The sequence below is a fragment of the Paraburkholderia sp. MM5477-R1 genome, from assembly GCF_050436385.1.
Classification (GTDB): Bacteria; Pseudomonadota; Gammaproteobacteria; order Burkholderiales; family Burkholderiaceae; genus Paraburkholderia; species Paraburkholderia tuberum.
This window is the reverse complement of the sequence record NZ_JBNDMC010000007.1, coordinates 233,786-249,330: the sequence shown is the minus strand read 5'-3', so window position 1 is coordinate 249,330 and position 15,545 is coordinate 233,786. Positions and strand designations below refer to the sequence as shown.

At 66.6% G+C, this 15,545-nt stretch carries 14 protein-coding genes; 5 read left to right on the top strand and 9 right to left on the bottom strand.

All coding sequences use genetic code 11. The features are described 5' to 3' along the window. Window positions 1–2: 2 nt before the first annotated feature. Window positions 3–1,226, bottom strand: coding sequence for an efflux RND transporter periplasmic adaptor subunit (locus tag OKW35_RS29970; RefSeq protein WP_184058300.1), 1,224 nt, complete (start codon window positions 1,224–1,226; stop codon window positions 3–5). Window positions 1,227–1,654: 428 nt separating this feature from the next. Between OKW35_RS29970 and OKW35_RS29965 the strand changes: the two genes are divergently transcribed. Then, window positions 1,655–2,296, top strand: a complete 642-nt coding sequence (locus OKW35_RS29965) for a TetR family transcriptional regulator (protein WP_184058302.1) — start codon at window positions 1,655–1,657, stop codon at window positions 2,294–2,296. Window positions 2,297–2,388: 92 nt separating this feature from the next. Here the strand turns inward: OKW35_RS29965 and OKW35_RS29960 are convergent, their stop codons facing one another. Then, window positions 2,389–3,027, bottom strand: coding sequence for a cysteine hydrolase family protein (locus OKW35_RS29960; protein WP_429553956.1), 639 nt, complete (start codon window positions 3,025–3,027; stop codon window positions 2,389–2,391). Window positions 3,028–3,197: 170 nt separating this feature from the next. On the opposite strand from OKW35_RS29960, the gene OKW35_RS29955 reads away from it, so the two are divergent. Continuing rightward, window positions 3,198–4,193: a helix-turn-helix domain-containing protein gene (locus tag OKW35_RS29955; protein WP_429553955.1), complete on the top strand. Its 996-nt coding sequence runs from the start codon at window positions 3,198–3,200 to the stop codon at window positions 4,191–4,193. A gap of 107 nt (window positions 4,194–4,300) precedes the next feature. On the opposite strand, the gene OKW35_RS29950 is transcribed toward OKW35_RS29955, so the two are convergent. From OKW35_RS29950 to OKW35_RS29925, 6 genes are all read right to left on the bottom strand, one after another. After that, on the bottom strand, window positions 4,301–5,023 hold the full coding sequence (locus OKW35_RS29950; RefSeq protein ID WP_018421687.1) for a CoxG family protein: 723 nt from the start codon (window positions 5,021–5,023) through the stop codon (window positions 4,301–4,303). Window positions 5,024–5,057: 34 nt separating this feature from the next. After that, on the bottom strand, window positions 5,058–5,438 hold the full coding sequence (locus OKW35_RS29945; RefSeq protein WP_184058309.1) for a DUF427 domain-containing protein: 381 nt from the start codon (window positions 5,436–5,438) through the stop codon (window positions 5,058–5,060). A gap of 147 nt (window positions 5,439–5,585) precedes the next feature. Then, window positions 5,586–6,080 (bottom strand): carboxypeptidase regulatory-like domain-containing protein, encoded by a 495-nt coding sequence (locus tag OKW35_RS29940; RefSeq protein WP_429356095.1) that lies wholly within the window; start codon window positions 6,078–6,080, stop codon window positions 5,586–5,588. A 277-nt stretch (window positions 6,081–6,357) separates the two neighbouring features. Beyond that, window positions 6,358–7,875 (bottom strand): DegQ family serine endoprotease, encoded by a 1,518-nt coding sequence (locus tag OKW35_RS29935; protein WP_184058614.1) that lies wholly within the window; start codon window positions 7,873–7,875, stop codon window positions 6,358–6,360. A gap of 168 nt (window positions 7,876–8,043) precedes the next feature. After that, window positions 8,044–9,342: an ATP-binding protein gene (locus OKW35_RS29930; RefSeq protein ID WP_429553954.1), complete on the bottom strand. Its 1,299-nt coding sequence runs from the start codon at window positions 9,340–9,342 to the stop codon at window positions 8,044–8,046. Window positions 9,343–9,346: 4 nt separating this feature from the next. Next, complete coding sequence (locus tag OKW35_RS29925) at window positions 9,347–10,009, bottom strand: response regulator (protein WP_090801714.1); 663 nt, start codon at window positions 10,007–10,009, stop codon at window positions 9,347–9,349. A gap of 264 nt (window positions 10,010–10,273) precedes the next feature. On the opposite strand from OKW35_RS29925, the gene dacB reads away from it, so the two are divergent. The 3 genes from dacB (at window position 10,274) to OKW35_RS29910 (ending at window position 14,339) form a co-directional block, all read left to right on the top strand. After that, on the top strand, window positions 10,274–11,914 hold the full coding sequence (gene dacB, locus OKW35_RS29920) for a D-alanyl-D-alanine carboxypeptidase/D-alanyl-D-alanine endopeptidase (protein ID WP_429404556.1): 1,641 nt from the start codon (window positions 10,274–10,276) through the stop codon (window positions 11,912–11,914). 188 nt (window positions 11,915–12,102) lie between these two features. Beyond that, window positions 12,103–13,020, top strand: a complete 918-nt coding sequence (locus OKW35_RS29915; RefSeq protein ID WP_429553953.1) for a sterol desaturase family protein — start codon at window positions 12,103–12,105, stop codon at window positions 13,018–13,020. A gap of 95 nt (window positions 13,021–13,115) precedes the next feature. Continuing rightward, window positions 13,116–14,339, top strand: a complete 1,224-nt coding sequence (locus OKW35_RS29910) for an SGNH/GDSL hydrolase family protein (RefSeq protein WP_429490134.1) — start codon at window positions 13,116–13,118, stop codon at window positions 14,337–14,339. A gap of 151 nt (window positions 14,340–14,490) precedes the next feature. Here the strand turns inward: OKW35_RS29910 and OKW35_RS29905 are convergent, their stop codons facing one another. Further along, window positions 14,491–15,540 carry an L-threonylcarbamoyladenylate synthase gene (locus tag OKW35_RS29905; protein ID WP_184058322.1) on the bottom strand — a complete coding sequence of 350 codons (1,050 nt, stop codon included), beginning with the start codon at window positions 15,538–15,540 and terminating at the stop codon, window positions 14,491–14,493. Window positions 15,541–15,545: the final 5 nt, after the last annotated feature.

The following is a 15,545-nucleotide window of genomic DNA, read 5'->3' as shown; positions in this document are numbered from 1 at the left end:
TATTACGCGCCCGAAGCGGCGGAGGCAGGCTGAGCCGCGGGTTGACCTGTCTGGGCGCCGTTTGCGGCGGCCTCGGAAGCCGGGTTGCCGGGCAGCTGCGCCGGCACGGGCTTGACCTGCTGGCCGGGACGCGCCTTGTCGGTGCCCTGGACGACCACGCGGTCACCCGGCTTCAGGCCGTCCGAGACCACCCAGTACGAGCCGAAGGTGCCCGAGGTGACGAGCTGACGCAGCTCGACCTTGTTGTCGTTGCCGACGACGAGCGCGGTGGGCTGACCCTTCTGGTCGTGCGTGACGCCGACTTGCGGCACGATCAGCGCGTTCTGGTTGACGCCCTCGTCGATCTTCGCGCGCACGAACATGCCCGGCAGCAGCACGTGGTTCGGGTTCTTGAAGATCGCGCGCACCGTAACCGAACCGGTGCCCTGGTCGACGGTCACGTCGGTGAACTGCAGCTTGCCCTTCTCGGAGTAGACGCGGCCGTCTTCCAGCACCAGCGTGACCTGCGCGGCGCCCGGGCCGGTCGTCTTGAGACGCCCTTCCTGCATGTCGCGGCGCAGCTTCAGACCTTCGAGGCTCGATTGCGTGAGGTCGGCGTACACCGGGTCGAGCTGCTGGACCGTGGCCATCAGCGTGGCCGCACTCTGCTGCACGAATGCGCCCGGCGTGACCTGCGACACGCCGATCCGGCCGGTCACGGGCGAGGTCACGTCGGTATAGCCGAGGTTGATCTGCGCGGTATCGACCGCGGCCTTGCCCGCGGCGACGTCGGCGGCGGCCTGGCCTTCGGCGGCGACCGCGTTGTCGTAGTCCTGCTTGCTGACCGCGTTCGCCGCGACCAGCACCTTGTAGCGATTGGCCTGCGCGGTGGTCGTCACCAGGTTCGCCTGCGCCTTCGCGAGCGATGCCTTCGCGTTGTTCAACGACGCGATGTACGGCGCCGGATCGATCTTGTACAAACGCTGGCCGGCCTTGACCTCACTACCCTCGGTGAACTCACGGCGCAACACGATGCCGTCGACCCGCGCGCGCACCTGCGCGACGAGGAAGGCACTGGTACGGCCGGGAAGTTCGGTGACGACGGGCACGGTCGTCGGCTGGAGGGTGACGACGCCGACTTCGGGCGTCTGTGGCGGCGGGGCAGATTGTTTTGGTCCGCACGCCGCCAGCAAGATGGCAGCCGTCGCGGCACTGATTAAGCGGAATGGAACCCGTTCGACGCGCATGGAGCGACCTCTGTCAAAGACTGAGTAATGAAAAAGTGCGCGCATCCCTACCCCGGAGACGACAGCGCACACAAGCGTCTCGCGACGCTCGACCGGAAGCCCATGGATGCAAACCTGCGCCTGCAGGGCACCCTGCTACGAATGCGCCATACCGGGGAATGCCGCGCAACGCCGCCGTTTGGCGGCCGCGAAAGCGCTTTCGAAAGGCAACAGTGACGGATATTAACCGCTCGTCACGGCTTGGGCTATCCGATCGTGGGGTGCTATTATATATACATTCATGAATGCATGTAAAAGTGCATTTATATCTTCCGAGGCTGGGGTACTGCAGATTCGCGTCGCAATTCGCTTCAGAAGTAGTCAAAGCGTCATCAGACTGACTTAAAACTGTCCGCATAAACCCCAGGATCAGCGCAGGCTACACCAATATGGTCAGAAGAACCAAAGAAGAGGCGCTGGAGACGCGCAACCGGATTCTCGACGCGGCCGAACTGGTCTTCTTCGAGAAGGGTGTATCGCGCACGTCGCTGGCCGATATCGCCCAGGCCGCGGGCGTCACGCGCGGCGCCATTTATTGGCATTTCGCGCATAAGAGCGAGCTGTTCACCGAAATGTTCGACCGCGTGCTGCTGCCGCTCGACGAACTGAAGGCGGCGTCGCTCGATCCCAACGAAGCTGACCCGCTCGGGCGACTGATGGAAGTCTGCATCGTCTGCCTGCGCGACACCGCCAACGATCCGCGCCGCCGCCGCGTGTTCGACATCCTGTTTCTGAAGTGCGAGCTGGTCGAAGACATGGGGCCGGTGATGGAACGGTATCAGACCAATATGCGCGAGGGGCTCGCGAAGATCGAGGGCGGTCTGCGCAATGCGATCTCCAAAGGCCAGATGCCCGCCGACCTCGACACGAAGCTTGCCGCGGCGATGGTCCACGCGTTCGTCGGCGGCTCGTTGCGCGACATGCTGTTTTTGCCCGACGCGACCGACTTCGGCGCGCATGCGCAGCAGATGGTGGAAGCGATGTTCGACGCCTTGCGCCTGAGTCCGGCGTTGCGCAGGAAGGCGGCGTAGAAGGCGCGCGAGGGTGACGGATTGGAAAAGCGGGCGGTTCGGTGAACCGCCCGTTTCTGTTTTTGGACCGGACCACCGCCCCTACGCCGGGTTCAGGCAACCGCCCGGCGCGCTCGCGCCGCCTGATTCGACGCATAGATGTTGCCGCGCTCGAGCGGCGCGCCGCTCTTTAGCGCCGCGATCCATTGATCGGTGCTCGCGACCGCCGCGAAGCGCGACTGCAGCACCACGCTGAACACGCGATGAATCTCCTCCGCGCTCGCGAAGCCCGCGCTGTTTTCATACGGCACCGAGCCGGTTGCGTCGTGCAGGAACTCGACGGCGAGGCCAGCATGCACCGCGTGGTTGATCGTCGAGGCATCGCAATTGTGGGTCATGTAGCCGGTGACGCTCAGCGTATCGATCTGCCGGGCGGCGAGCCAGTCGCCCAGATCGGTCCCAGCGAATGCGCTCGGCAGCGACTTCTCGACGAAATGATCATGAGCGCGCGAGCTCACGACCGTGTGCAGTTCCGCGCCCGCGCTGCCGCGCGCGAACAGCGGCGAGGTGGCGGGCGCAACGTTCTGCACGATCACGACCGGCACGCTGGCGGCGCGCGCTGCATCGATCGCGCGACCGATGTTGGCGAGCGACGTGCGCACGTCCGGAAATTCGATCGGCAGGTCGCCGCTCACGTATTCGTTCTGCACGTCGATGACGATCAGCGCGCGGCGCGGCGCGGGTGTGCTCATGGCAAGGCTCCTTGTCAGAAAAAGCGGTCGATGGTGCGCGCCCAGCGCGGTGGCCGCGGCGCAACGGCAATGACGGCATTGTTGCTCCGCTGCCCGCCTGTCGACAGCGGCCCGAATGACAACCTTCGCTAGAATCGGGCCATACTTATGGCTTTCATGAGGCGCCCGGCATGACCACCTTCGCATCTTCCGACGACGTCTCCGATCAGGCGCCGCGCCACGTCGTCGCCGTCGTCGCGTTCGACCGCATCAGCCCGTTCCATCTGTCGGTGCCGTGCGTCGTGTTCGGCGAGGACCGTCGCGGCGGCGGTGTTCCCGACTTCGACTTCCGCGTCTGCGCCGCGGAGACAGGCGCGCTGGCGACGACCGCGGGCTTCTCGATCGCGGTCACGCACGGACTCGAAGCGCTTGCCGACGCGCAGACGATCATCGTGCCGAGCTGGCGCGATCCCGCCGAAACCCCGCCCGCCGCGCTGCTCGACGCGCTGAGGGCCGCGCATGCGCGCGGCGCGCTGCTCGTCGGCCTGTGCCTCGGCGCTTTCGTGCTGGCCGCCGCGGGCATCCTCGATGGACGGCCCGCTTCGACGCACTGGGCCTGGGCCGACGACTTCGCGCGCCGCTACCCGCGCGTGCGGCTCGACGCCGACGTGCTGTACGTCGACGACGGCAACGTGCTGACCTCGGCCGGCACCGCCGCCGGCCTCGACTGCTGCCTCCATGTGCTGCGCAAGATCTGCGGCGCGCGGGTGGCGAACCACGTCGCGCGCCGGCTCGTCGTGTCGCCGCATCGCCAGGGCGGCCAGGCGCAATACGTGCGGCAGCCGATGCCGCCGAACCCGCGCGGCGATCGCCTGTCCGGCCTGCTCGACTGGGTGAGCGGCAACCTGGCCACGCCGCATACGCTCGACACGCTCGCCGCGCGCGCATTGATGAGCCGCCGCACCTTCACGCGGCGCTTCCGGCTCGCGACCGGCACCACCGTCGGCGCGTGGCTGCTCGCGCAGCGGCTCGCGCGTGCGCAACAGCTGCTGGAAAGCACCGACGGGTCGGTCGAAGCGATCGCGGCGAGCGCCGGATTCGGCTCGGCCGCATCGCTGCGGCAGCATTTCGCGGACGCGTTTCGCACGTCGCCGAGCGCGTGGCGGCGGGAGTTTCGCGGGGATTAGATGAAGGCGGCGGGAGCACCGCTATTTCGTAGTGCGTCACCGGGATTTCGTAGTCGCGCGGGATGTTTGTCGCGCGTTCCATCAGGGGCTGCGCGCGGCTCGCGGCCTCAATGCTCGCTGAACCAGCGCGCGACATACAACAATAGTGCGACCAGAAAGATCATCCCGGCCCACGCCCAGTACGGCACGACATGCTGACCGGGCTCGTGATGCGACCAGCTATGCGACGCGCTCGCCGCGCGCCCCGACAGCGCATGGCTGTGCTCGATGCGCGCTCGCCGCGCGATGCCGCCGAGCGTGATCGGCCGCAAAAACACGTACTGGCGACGCGGCGCCGTGCCACGCGCGCGGTTCGGCCCTTTGCCGTGCTTGGCGCGCACGACGGCGTCGAACTCGGCGAAAAAATCGTCGGCGATCTGACGCAAGGCGTTCTCGAGCTGGCGCGTCGGCAGCTCGGCTAGCGGTCCCGACGACGTCGCCCACAGTGTGTAGTCGATGCGCGTGCCGCGCTCCCGCCCCTCGTCCGCGCGCAAACGCACTTCGATCTGACCGCGCAACGCGCCGATGCCCTCGGCCAAGGCCTTGAAGTTGATGGTGCGGCGCTGCGCGTCCGCCGGGCCGGAATCCTGGCCGGCGACGTGCGCGCGCGCCTGATAATGCGCGCGCAACGGGCCGAGCGGCACGGTCATCGTCAGCGCGTATTCGCCGTGGGCGAGACGCACGAACGACTCGCAGTTGTCGAGGCTGGCACGCAACAGCGCGAGGTCCTGCAACGCGTCCCAGACCTCGGACGGCGCCAGCGGAATCCGTAACGCGTCGTTCAGTTCCATGACAACCTCCCCGATGAACGCGCCGACTGCGGGATCAGGACGTCTGATCGATGCGGTCGACGCGCGATGCGTAAAAAGCGAGATAGCCCTTGATGCGACTGACCGGCTCGAACGGCGCCTCGTAGCACCACACCGCGTTCTCGATCACGCCATCTTCGGTGCGCAGATGGAAGTACGACGCGTCGCCCTTGAACGGGCAATGCGACGTGTGCGTCGAGCGTTCGAGCCGGGCCATGTTCACGTGCTCGCGCGGGAAATAGAACACGTCGGCGAGGCCGGTCTCCGATAGCGTCAGCGCGGCCTTGGTGTCGGCCATCGTCACGCCGCCGTGAATCACGCGCACGCGGTGACCGTTGTCGCGGATCACGATGGTATGGCCGTCCAGCCGTCCCGCAGATGTCGACGCATCGCTCATGTCCAGGCTCCGTGATGGGGTGGGTGCTGCACTGCCGGCTGTTGCCGCCGGAACGGCAAAGCCACGGGAGCTGCCCGTGGCTTCATTATCGGCCAAACTTCGGCCGATTGCGCAAGCTTGCTGCGCGGCGGCGGACCGATCGACCCGTTACTTCGCGTTCCAGATGAACGCGGATTTGACGTTGCCGTGCGCCGGCACGCTAACCGAGCGGGTTTGCTCGCTGTCGTTGTATTTCGCGTGCACCGTATAGCGGCCGGGGCTCAAGCGCACCAGCATGAACGGTCCGCGCGACGTCGTGTTCAGCACTTCGCCGTTATGGGCATCGACGATACGCACGTGCACATCCGCGAGAAACTCGGCGTTGGGTCCGGTGAAGCGCAACGTCATTGGCCACTGGCTTTGCGCTTGTCGCAACGCCCGCGATTCGTCGAGGCCGACGCCGCCCGACACGTACGACACGTCGCCCTGCTGCTGGACTTGCGGCAGACCGCCGCCGTTGGTGTTGCCCGCGCTGGTGTTGTCGGTCGTCGAGCCACCGGTCACGCCCGCCTGCTGCGCGTACGCACCGCCCGCCAGTCCGAGCGCGAGCGCCGCGCACAGCGCGACGGCTACGATCCTTTGCTGATTGCGTTGGGTTTTCATCGGTTCGCTCTCCTTGTTGCAGTCCTTTCCCAGTCCCCGAACAGGCCCAAATCAAGGTCGAAGCAACCTGCGTGCCAACCATCCGGTTGCGTCGACTGGACATGCGCGACCGTGGCAACAAGCCGCGTGGCGCGTTTCGCCCTGTCCGCGCTGCTCGCTGTAGCACGGTACGGACCGGCGAAAAAAAACCGGTCCTTGCAGTAAATGCAAAGGACCGGCAATCGCTACTACAGCCAAACTGGAATGGGCGATCCGTTCGAACCGCCCGGATACTGGATCAGCCGAGATCTACGGGCACGAAAATCTGCGCGTTGTCCCGCTGGATCAGCAACGCAATGCTGTTGCCTGCGCCCGAAATCATCTGCTTCAGCTGATCGATGTTCGTGACCGGACGGCCATTGACCGCGAGAATCACGTCGCCCGCCTGGATGCCGGCACTCGCCGCCGCGCCGCCTGCCTGCTGTACGAGCAGACCGTGCGACACCGACGCGCTGCTCTTCTCTTCCGGCGTCAGCGGCCGCACCGCGACGCCGAGACGGCCTTGCAACTGGGTCTGCTGATCGGTCTTGTTCGCCGACGCAACCTTCGCGTCCGAGAACGAGCCGATCGTCACCTTCACGTCCTTGCTGGCCTTGTCACGCCACACTTTCAGCGTGGCCGAGCTGCCCGGCGCGAGACCTGCGATCTTCGCCGGCAGATCCGTCGAATCGCTCACTTCGTCGCCATTCACCGACAGGATCACGTCGCCCGGCTGCAAGCCAGCCTTGGCCGCCGGCCCGTTGGCGTCGACCGAGCTGACCAGCGCGCCTTGCGGCTTCTGCATGCCGAACGACTCGGCGAGCGTCTGGTTCAAGCCCTGTACCGCGACGCCGAGGCGGCCGCGGCTCACGTGACCGGTCTTGACGAGATCGTCTTTGACCTTGATCGCCTCGTTGATCGGGATCGCGAACGACAGGCCCTGGAAGCCGCCCGTCTGCGAGTAGATCATCGAGTTGATGCCGATCACTTCGCCTTGGAGATTAAAGAGCGGACCGCCCGAGTTGCCAGGGTTCACCGGCACATCGGTCTGGATGAACGGCGTGTAGTTCTCATTGGGCAGCGAACGCGACTTCGCGCTGATGATGCCCGAGGTCACGGTGTTGTCGAAGCCGTACGGTGAGCCGATCGCGACGACCCACTGACCAACCTTGCTTTGGCGCGGATCGCCAATCTTCACCGTCGGCAGATCGCTCGCGTTGATCTTCAGCACGGCGACGTCGGACTGCTTGTCGGCACCGACCACCTTCGCCTTGAATTCGCGCTTGTCGGTGAGCTTCACGGTGACGACGTTCGCGCCATCGACCACGTGCGCGTTCGTCAGAATGTAGCCGTCATTGCTGATGATGAAGCCCGAGCCGAGGCTCGCGCTCGGCTGGTCGGGCGCGTCTCCGCCATCGCCGCCCTGCATGCCGGGCACGCCGCCGAAGAACCGCTTGTAGAACTGATAGAACGGATCGTTCGGATCGATCGGCAGCTGGTTGCCGTTGAGGTTGCCGCCATTACCACGCATCGCGGTTTGCTTGACCACGTGCTTCGCGCTGATGTTGACGACGGCCGGACCGTAGGTTTCGACGAGACCGGAGAAATCGGGGATACCGGTTTTGGCGGCTGCTTCTGCTGGCATCATCGCGGCGGCTTGCGCCGGCGAGATGATCTGCGGTGCTGGCACGTCGCGATGGCCCGCCACATAGCCGGCTGAAAGCGCAGCGGCCACAGCTACCGCAACGGCGCCGCGGGACAAGGTTTTCGCGTTCATCATGAGCTCCTGACTGGACAAAGTGACTTTGGATGTCGAGGAGCGTAAGGGGCATCACTTAAAAGAGTCTTAAGCAGCGCCAGATCATGGGAACCTTATCGGACCGGCCGCTACGGACCGCCGCGTCAGCACGAACGCCAGCGTTGGCCGAACAGTAAATCACCATGATCAGAAGCGTACGATGACCTGCAAACCACCGGCCGGCGAGTCATCGAGCGACACTTGCGCATGATGTTGGGTGGCAATCCGACGCACGATCGCGAGACCGAGGCCGCTGCCCGCCACGTCGGTGCGCGCGCGATTCGCGCCCGCTCCCGCGCGATAGAACCGGTCGAACACGCGCTCGCGATCGGCGGGATCGATACCGGGGCCGCTATCGGCGATCCGCACGACCGGATGGCCGTCCTCGATACGCAGGCTGACGTCGACGCGGCCGCCACGCGGCGTGTACTTGGTCGCGTTGTCGACGAGGTTGTTGAACATCACGCGCAGCGCTTCGGCGTCGCCGGTCACGCTGGCGGCCTCGCTCGCCTCGATGCCGAGGTCGACGCCGCGATTCATCGCGAGCGGCGCGTAGGTCGCGACGCACTCCTGCAGCAGCTCGCGCAGATCGAGCATCACTGCGCCGGCGGCGCCGTCCGGCTCGGCGCGCGCGAGCGCGAGCAGTTGCTCGGCGAGGCGCGTCGCGCGCGTGACACCCGCCTGCAGATCGGCGAGCGCCTCGCTGCGGGCTGTGTCGTCCTTCGCGCGCGCGACCAGTTGCGCCTGAATCTGTACCGCGGCAAGCGGCGTGCGCAATTCGTGCGCGGCATCGGCGACGAACGCCTTCTGGATATCGAGCGCGGTCGCGAGCCGCTGCAGCAGCCCGTTCAGCGCACGCACGAGCGGCCGCACTTCGAGCGGCAGGCGCTTATCAGGCAATGGATCCAGCGCTTCGGGATGACGGGTGTCGAGCGCGCTCGTCACGCGCCGCAGCGGCCGCAGCCCGCGACCGACGATCACCCATACCGCGAGTCCGAGCAGCGGCAGCAGCACGATCAGCGGCCACAGCGTGCGCAGCGCGACATCGGCGGCGAGCCGGTTGCGCACCGACAGCGGCTGCGCGAGCTGCACGACGTTGTCGCCGACGATCGCGCCATATACGCGCCATTCGCCGCGGTCGGTGCGCTCGGTCGAAAAACCGAGTTCGGCGCGCGGCGCGAGCGGCGCACGCGGCCGCGAGTAATACATCAGCATGCCGTTGCGGTTCCAGATCTGCAGCACGATGCCCTCGTCGCCGGTATCGCGGCCGAGCACCTGCGAGAACGGTTCCGCCGGCAGCGCCGCGGCGATCTGCTCGAGCTGGTAGTCGAACAGCTCGTTCGCTTCGGCGAGTGCCTGCCGGTAGATCAGCCAGCCCGCGATGCCGACGCCGAGCAGCACGAGCGCGAGCAGCCAGAACAACAGTTGTCGGCGAATCGAGCGCATCGGCTCAGGCGTCCTTCGCGATCATGTAGCCCAGCCCGCGAACGTTGCGGATCAGATCGGCGCCGAGCTTCTTGCGCAGCGCGTGGATATAGACCTCGACAGTGTTGCTGCCGATCTCCTCGCCCCAGCCATACATCTTTTCCTCTAGCTGGCTCTTGGACAGCACCGCGCCGGGTCGCGCGAGCAGCGCCTCGAGCAGCGCGAATTCGCGCGCGGATAGCGCGACCAGGGCGCCATCGAGCGTCACCTGGTGCGACGCGGGATCGAGGGTCAAATTGCCGTGGCGAATCGTCGAATCGCTGCGGCCGGACTGGCGCCGGATCAGCGCGCGCATCCGCGCAGCGAGTTCGTCGAGATCGAAAGGTTTGACAAGATAATCGTCAGCGCCGGCGTCGAGGCCCTTGACACGATCGGCGACCGCGTCGCGCGCGGTGACGATCAGCACCGGCAGCGCATGGCCGCGCGCACGCAGTGCGCGCAGCACCTCGAGACCGTCGCGCTTAGGCAGACCGAGGTCGAGCAACGCGAGGTCGTAAGGCTGGGCCGCCGCCGCGCGCAGCGCCGCTTCGCCGTCCTCGACCCAATCGACGGCGAAGCCTTCGCCGCGCAGCGCCTTGCGCACGCCTTCGGCGATCATCCGGTCATCTTCGACTAGCAGGATGCGCATGGTTGTCCGTTCCAAAACATTCGATGATGCCGCATTCTAGCGCCCGCTTCCGACCCGTGCGGCGTGTGGCGCTTTTTTCACCGCAGCCTCGCGGGATGTCACTACAATGGGCGCTTTGCGTCGCGCGACGGCCGTCGGGTAGACTGCGGCGCGCTACCGCGCCGTCTAGGCGCCCAGCTTGCCGTTCCATCGTCCCGCGCACGGCGCACGCCGCTCGCCGCACACCTTGAAATCCTGCTCGTCCGTTTGCCCGTTCACCCGTTCATGACGCACCCTTTTCTGTCTTCCGTCGCACGCCGTATGGCGCTGCACTCGCGCCGTATGTTCGATCGCGCAGCCTTCATGCCTAACCGTGTCGTGCCGCGCGCGGCCGTCTGGCTCTGCGCCGCCGCGCTCGGCGCCGGCACGCTGCTGCCGCTGACGGGGGAGGCACGCGTCAAGGCCACGCATCCGAGCGTCAACGTCACGACGGTACTGCCGCAGCCGGTGATGGTCGGTCTGCAGCGCGCGCACGTGCCGTTGTCGTCGATCAGCGTGGTCGTCGAAAAGGTCGGCGATCGCACGCCGATCCTCGCGCTGAACGCCGGCAAGCCGATGATGCCCGCCTCGACCATGAAGCTTGTCACCACCTACGCGGGCCTGTCGATCCTCGGTCCCGGTTACCGCTGGCGCACCAGCGCGTACGCGGACGGCCCGCTCGACGCGAGCGGCGTGCTGCACGGCAATCTGTACATCCAGGGCACCGGCGACCCGAAGCTCGTGCCCGAAGAACTGATCGACCTCGTGCAGAAGATTCACAAGGCGGGCATCAACGGTATCGACGGCGCGCTGGTGCTCGACAAGCGCTACTTCGATCCGTCGACTCGCGACCTGCCCGCGTTCGACGACGACGTGAACGCGCCATACAACGTCGGCCCCGATCCGCTGCTGTACGCGTTCAAATCGCTGTCGTTCACGCTGACGCCGTCGCCCGATGGCACGGTGGCGATCGACGTGCTGCCCGCGCTCGCGCAACTGCGCATCGACAACCAGCTGCGTGCGACGAGCGGCCCATGCCGGGGCGAGTTGCCGACGCCGACCGTCACGCCGGAGCCTGACGGCACGCTCGTCGCGTCGTTCATCGGCGACTTTCCGGTGCGCTGCGACGCGCGCACGATCAACGTCGCCGTGCTCGATCACTCGACGTTCTTCGCGCGCGGCTTCCTCGCGCTGTGGCAGCAAACCGGCGGCACATTCACGGGCGCGACCCGCGAAGGCGCAGTGCCCGCCGGCGCGAAGCTCGTCGCCAGGCACGAAGGGCCGATGCTGTCGGACATCGTTCGCGACATCAACAAGTTCAGCAACAACACGATGGCACGCAACCTGTTCCTGACAATCGGCGCCGCCGAGGAAAGGCCGCCCGCCACGCCCGCGAAAGCCGCGCACGCGGTCGAAGCTTTCCTGACGCGCGACAGCCTGAACACCGAATACCTGTCGCTCGATAACGGCTCGGGCCTGTCGCGCGACGAACACATCACCGCGCTCGCGCTCGCCGATGTTCTGCAACGCGCGAACGCGAGCCCAGTCGCGCAGGTGTTCGTCGACTCGCTGCCGATCGCCGGTGTCGACGGCACGATGCGCAATCGCCTGACCAGCCAGGGCGCGGGCGGCAACGCGCACATCAAGACCGGCACGCTGCGCGACGTACGCGCGATCGCCGGCTACGTCGCGTCGGCCGACGGCAACAGTTATGTCGTCGTCAGCCTGATCAACGATCCGCATTCGGAAGCGGCGCGCGCCGCGCACGACGCGCTGCTCGAATGGGTGTACGAAGGCCCGTCGCAGGGCTTTACGAAGGTTTCCGCGCCCATCGAGGAAGCGCGCGAGAAGCCCAGGAAAAACCCGCGCAAGCGCGGCAGCCACTGAGTATTCCTTCTAGCGATGCCGCGCGCGGCAAGCTCCTAACCGTGTACGCTGTCGGGCAGCATGCGGCGCGCGACATCACGGGCTTGCCGCGCAGGGCGCCGGTCGTGCAGACCGCGCGACCTCACGAACGATAACGACACCACCCGCCGCGTACCGCGCGGCGGTCAGGGACCAGGAAGGGAGACAAGATGCAATTCGATGCCGAATTGCTGCTGCTCGCCATGGCGCCCGTCTTTCTTGCCTGCATCGGCTGGGAGGCGTGGCACGTGAGCCGCACGCGCCCGGCCGAGCGGCTCTACAGCTGGCGCGACACGCTGTGCAACGCCGCGCTCGCGCTGCTGCAGCAGGCCGCCGACAAGCTCGCGTGGCTCGCGATCATCCCTGTCTACGCGTTTTTCTACGAGCATTACCGCTTTCATACATGGCCGGCGACGTGGCTGTCGTTCGTCGTGCTGTTCGTCGCGCAGGACCTGCTCTATTACCTCTTTCATCGCTGCAGTCATCGCGTGCGCTGGCTGTGGGCCGCCCACGTCGTGCATCACTCGTCGGAGCGGATGAATTTTTCGACCGCGTTCCGCCAGAGCCTGATGTACCCGATCGCCGGCATGTGGGTGTTCTGGATTCCGCTCGCCATTGCTGGCTTTGCTCCGAAGCAGATCGTCGCGATCGTGCTGATCAATCTCGGCTTCCAGTTCTTCGTGCACACGCAGGCGATCGGCAAGCTCGGCTGGCTCGAATACGTGTTCAATACGCCGTCGATCCATCGCGTGCATCATGCGCGCAACGATCGCTACATCGATCGCAATTACGCAGGTGTACTGGTGATCTGGGATCGCCTGCTCGGCAGCTACATCGAAGAAGACCCGCACGAGGCGCCGCGGTACGGCATCGTCGAGCCGCTGCACACGTACAACCCGCTGAAGGCGACGTTTCACGAATGGGCATCGATGGCCGCAGACTTCGCGAGCGTGCGCGGCTGGCGCAACAAATGGCGTGCGCTGTTCGCGCCGCCCGCCTGGGCCGCCGCTTATCATGCGCAGCGCGCGCAGGGAGCCGGCTTGAACTCAAACCATACGGTCGCGCTTCGGACATCGCGCAGGCCGTAGAAGATTCTGTAAGCTGTCGTCACGCCGCCAACGCGGTGGACGCCGCCTGCAACACATGGCATCAAGGGCCACACATACGAGGAGATGCAGTCAACATGAATCAAACCGCTTCGAAGAAACAGCAATGGTTGCGCGTCACGCAGATCGCAGTGGCGAGCGCAGCGTTCGCCGCGCTCGCGGCATGCGGCGGTGGCAGCGACAACAATAGTTCGAGCAGCAGCAACACGCCGCCGGGGGGCGTCACGCTGCAGGTCGTGTCATTCGGCGACAGCCTGTCGGATGTCGGCACATACATGCCGGCGGTCCAGGCGAACGTCGGCACGGGCGGCGGCCGCTTCACGACGAATCCGGGTGAGGTCTGGACGCAGAAGGTCGCCGAGTACTACGGCGGCACGCTCACCGCCGCGTACGTCGGCGGCTTCGGCATGCCGCTCACCGCGACGGGCGGCCTCGGTTACGCGCAGGGCGGCTCGCGTGTCGATCTGCAGCCGGGCGAAGGCTACGCGCCGAACAACATGGCCGCGACGACGGTGCCGGTCACGACGCAGGTCGCCGAGTATCTGGCCGGGCACAATAACAGCTTCAATTCGAACCAGCTCGTGCTGATGAACGGCGGCGCGAACGACATCTTCGTCGCGGTCCAAGCGGTCTCGGCTGCCGGAACGGCAGCGGCGACGCAGGCGCTCCTGAACGGCGGTACCCCGGCCGACGCGCAGACGGCGGCGGCCGCCGCGTCGCAGACGGCCACGCTGGCCGCGCTGCAGGACATCACCACCGCGGCGACCACGTTCGTCGGCACGGTGCAGAAGGTCGTCGCGTCGGGCGCGACGCACGTGGTGGTGTCGGACGTGCCGGACATCGCGCAGACGCCGCAAGGTCTCGCCGCGGGCGCGCAAGGCCAGGCGCTCATCAACGCGCTCGTCAAGACCTACAACGGCGTGCTGCAGCAAGGCCTCGCGTCGACCAAGCAGGTCATCTACGTGAGCGCATTCGCGTGGATCGACCAGACGTTGCAGAACTATCAGTCGCTCGGTTTCACCGTGTCGAATACGGGCACCGCGTGTAACCTGACGTCGATGGCCCAAAGCGCGACCACGTACGCGACGAACAATCCGAGCGTGCTCGCCTCCGGCCAGACGGCGGCGGACTTCGGCAGCGCGCTTGCGTCGTCGCTGTTCTGCTCGCCGCAAACCTACACGGTGGCCGGCGCAGACCAGAGCTACATGTTCGCCGACCTCGTGCATCCGACCACGCATCTGCAAGCGCTGTTCGCACAGCAGGTCGAGACGCAGATCGCTGCTAGCGGGCTTGGCAAGTAACGCGGCGTTGGCCGTGGGGTTAGCGGTATTGACATGACAGCTAACCGGCGTCGCTAAGGCTGGCTAGATGGCAAAAGGCCCGGCTCGTTGAACGAGCCGGGCCTTTGCCTTTTCCGGTGGCCGTGCCATGCAGCGCAGCGATCCGATTGCGTCAGTGCTGCGCTTCGAACGCCGCCGCCGCGCGCCCGAGCCGATCGTTGACCGCGATCCATTCGATCGTATCGGGCAGCTTCTCGATCAGAATCCGCGTGACGTTCGCGCGATCGAGCGCGCGTAGCAAGCCGTAGAGCTCGCGTGCATAGACGTGCGGATCTTCCGGCGCGGCGACGAAATGCACGCCGTCGACATCGGCCCACTGTCCCGCACGCGACGCGCGCGCGACCAGCGCGACGCGCTCGCCCGGCTCGCGCACCGCGAGCAGCGGCTCGAGCTCGCCGAGTGGCAGCAGCACGAGCGGCGTGCGCGGCGCGTAATGCGCTTTCAACGTGCCCGACGCGCGCGGCGCGGTCGCGTCCGACCCGTCGGGCAGACGCGGCGCCTCGCCGAGCACGTCGGCGATATCCTGCGGCGTCACGCGACCGGGCCTCAGCAGCGCCGGAAAGCCGCGCGACAGATCGAGAATCGTCGACTCGATACCGACATCCGACGCGCCGCCATCGAGCACATGAATCGCGCTGCCGAACTCGTCGCGCACATGCTGCGCGGTGGTCGGGCTCACATGCCCGAAGCGGTTCGCCGACGGCGCGGCGACGCCGCCATGCCCGCCGCGCAACGCGCTGAATGCATCGAGCAACGCCTGCGCAACCGGATGCGACGGGCAGCGCAGTCCCACCGAGTCCTGCCCGCCGCTGACCGCCGCCGGAATGCGCGCAGCGCGCTTGAGGATCAGCGTGAGCGGTCCCGGCCAGAACGCGTCGATCAGGCGCTGCGCATCCGCCGGCAAATACTCGACCCAGTAGTTCGGATCGCCATGCGGCGCAAGATGCACGATCACCGGATGATTGGCCGGCCGCCCCTTCGCCGCGTAAATGCGCGCGACCGCGTCCGGGTTCTCGGCATCGCCGCCGAGGCCGTACACGGTTTCCGTCGGAAACGCGACCAGCCCCCCCGCGTCGAGCAAGGCCGCCGCGTGCTCGATCTGCGCGGCGCTGACCGGCAACGCGTTGGTAGCGTCCTCGGCGGGTTTCAGTTGATCCGGCATGGCGC

Excerpts from the sequence above, each read along its gene's own strand:
- OKW35_RS29970 (WP_184058300.1), bottom strand. The coding sequence starts at position 1,226 with ATGCGCGTCGAACGGGTTCCATTCCGCTTAATCAGTGCCGCGACGGCT.
- OKW35_RS29965 (WP_184058302.1), top strand. The coding sequence starts at position 1,655 with ATGGTCAGAAGAACCAAAGAAGAGGCGCTGGAGACGCGCAACCGGATT.
- OKW35_RS29960 (WP_429553956.1), bottom strand. The coding sequence starts at position 3,027 with ATGAGCACACCCGCGCCGCGCCGCGCGCTGATCGTCATCGACGTGCAG.
- OKW35_RS29955 (WP_429553955.1), top strand. The coding sequence starts at position 3,198 with ATGACCACCTTCGCATCTTCCGACGACGTCTCCGATCAGGCGCCGCGC.
- OKW35_RS29950 (WP_018421687.1), bottom strand. The coding sequence starts at position 5,023 with ATGGAACTGAACGACGCGTTACGGATTCCGCTGGCGCCGTCCGAGGTC.
- OKW35_RS29945 (WP_184058309.1), bottom strand. The coding sequence starts at position 5,438 with ATGAGCGATGCGTCGACATCTGCGGGACGGCTGGACGGCCATACCATC.
- OKW35_RS29940 (WP_429356095.1), bottom strand. The coding sequence starts at position 6,080 with ATGAAAACCCAACGCAATCAGCAAAGGATCGTAGCCGTCGCGCTGTGC.
- OKW35_RS29935 (WP_184058614.1), bottom strand. The coding sequence starts at position 7,875 with ATGAACGCGAAAACCTTGTCCCGCGGCGCCGTTGCGGTAGCTGTGGCC.
- OKW35_RS29930 (WP_429553954.1), bottom strand. The coding sequence starts at position 9,342 with ATGCGCTCGATTCGCCGACAACTGTTGTTCTGGCTGCTCGCGCTCGTG.
- OKW35_RS29925 (WP_090801714.1), bottom strand. The coding sequence starts at position 10,009 with ATGCGCATCCTGCTAGTCGAAGATGACCGGATGATCGCCGAAGGCGTG.
- dacB (WP_429404556.1), top strand. The coding sequence starts at position 10,274 with ATGACGCACCCTTTTCTGTCTTCCGTCGCACGCCGTATGGCGCTGCAC.
- OKW35_RS29915 (WP_429553953.1), top strand. The coding sequence starts at position 12,103 with ATGCAATTCGATGCCGAATTGCTGCTGCTCGCCATGGCGCCCGTCTTT.
- OKW35_RS29910 (WP_429490134.1), top strand. The coding sequence starts at position 13,116 with ATGAATCAAACCGCTTCGAAGAAACAGCAATGGTTGCGCGTCACGCAG.
- OKW35_RS29905 (WP_184058322.1), bottom strand. The coding sequence starts at position 15,540 with ATGCCGGATCAACTGAAACCCGCCGAGGACGCTACCAACGCGTTGCCG.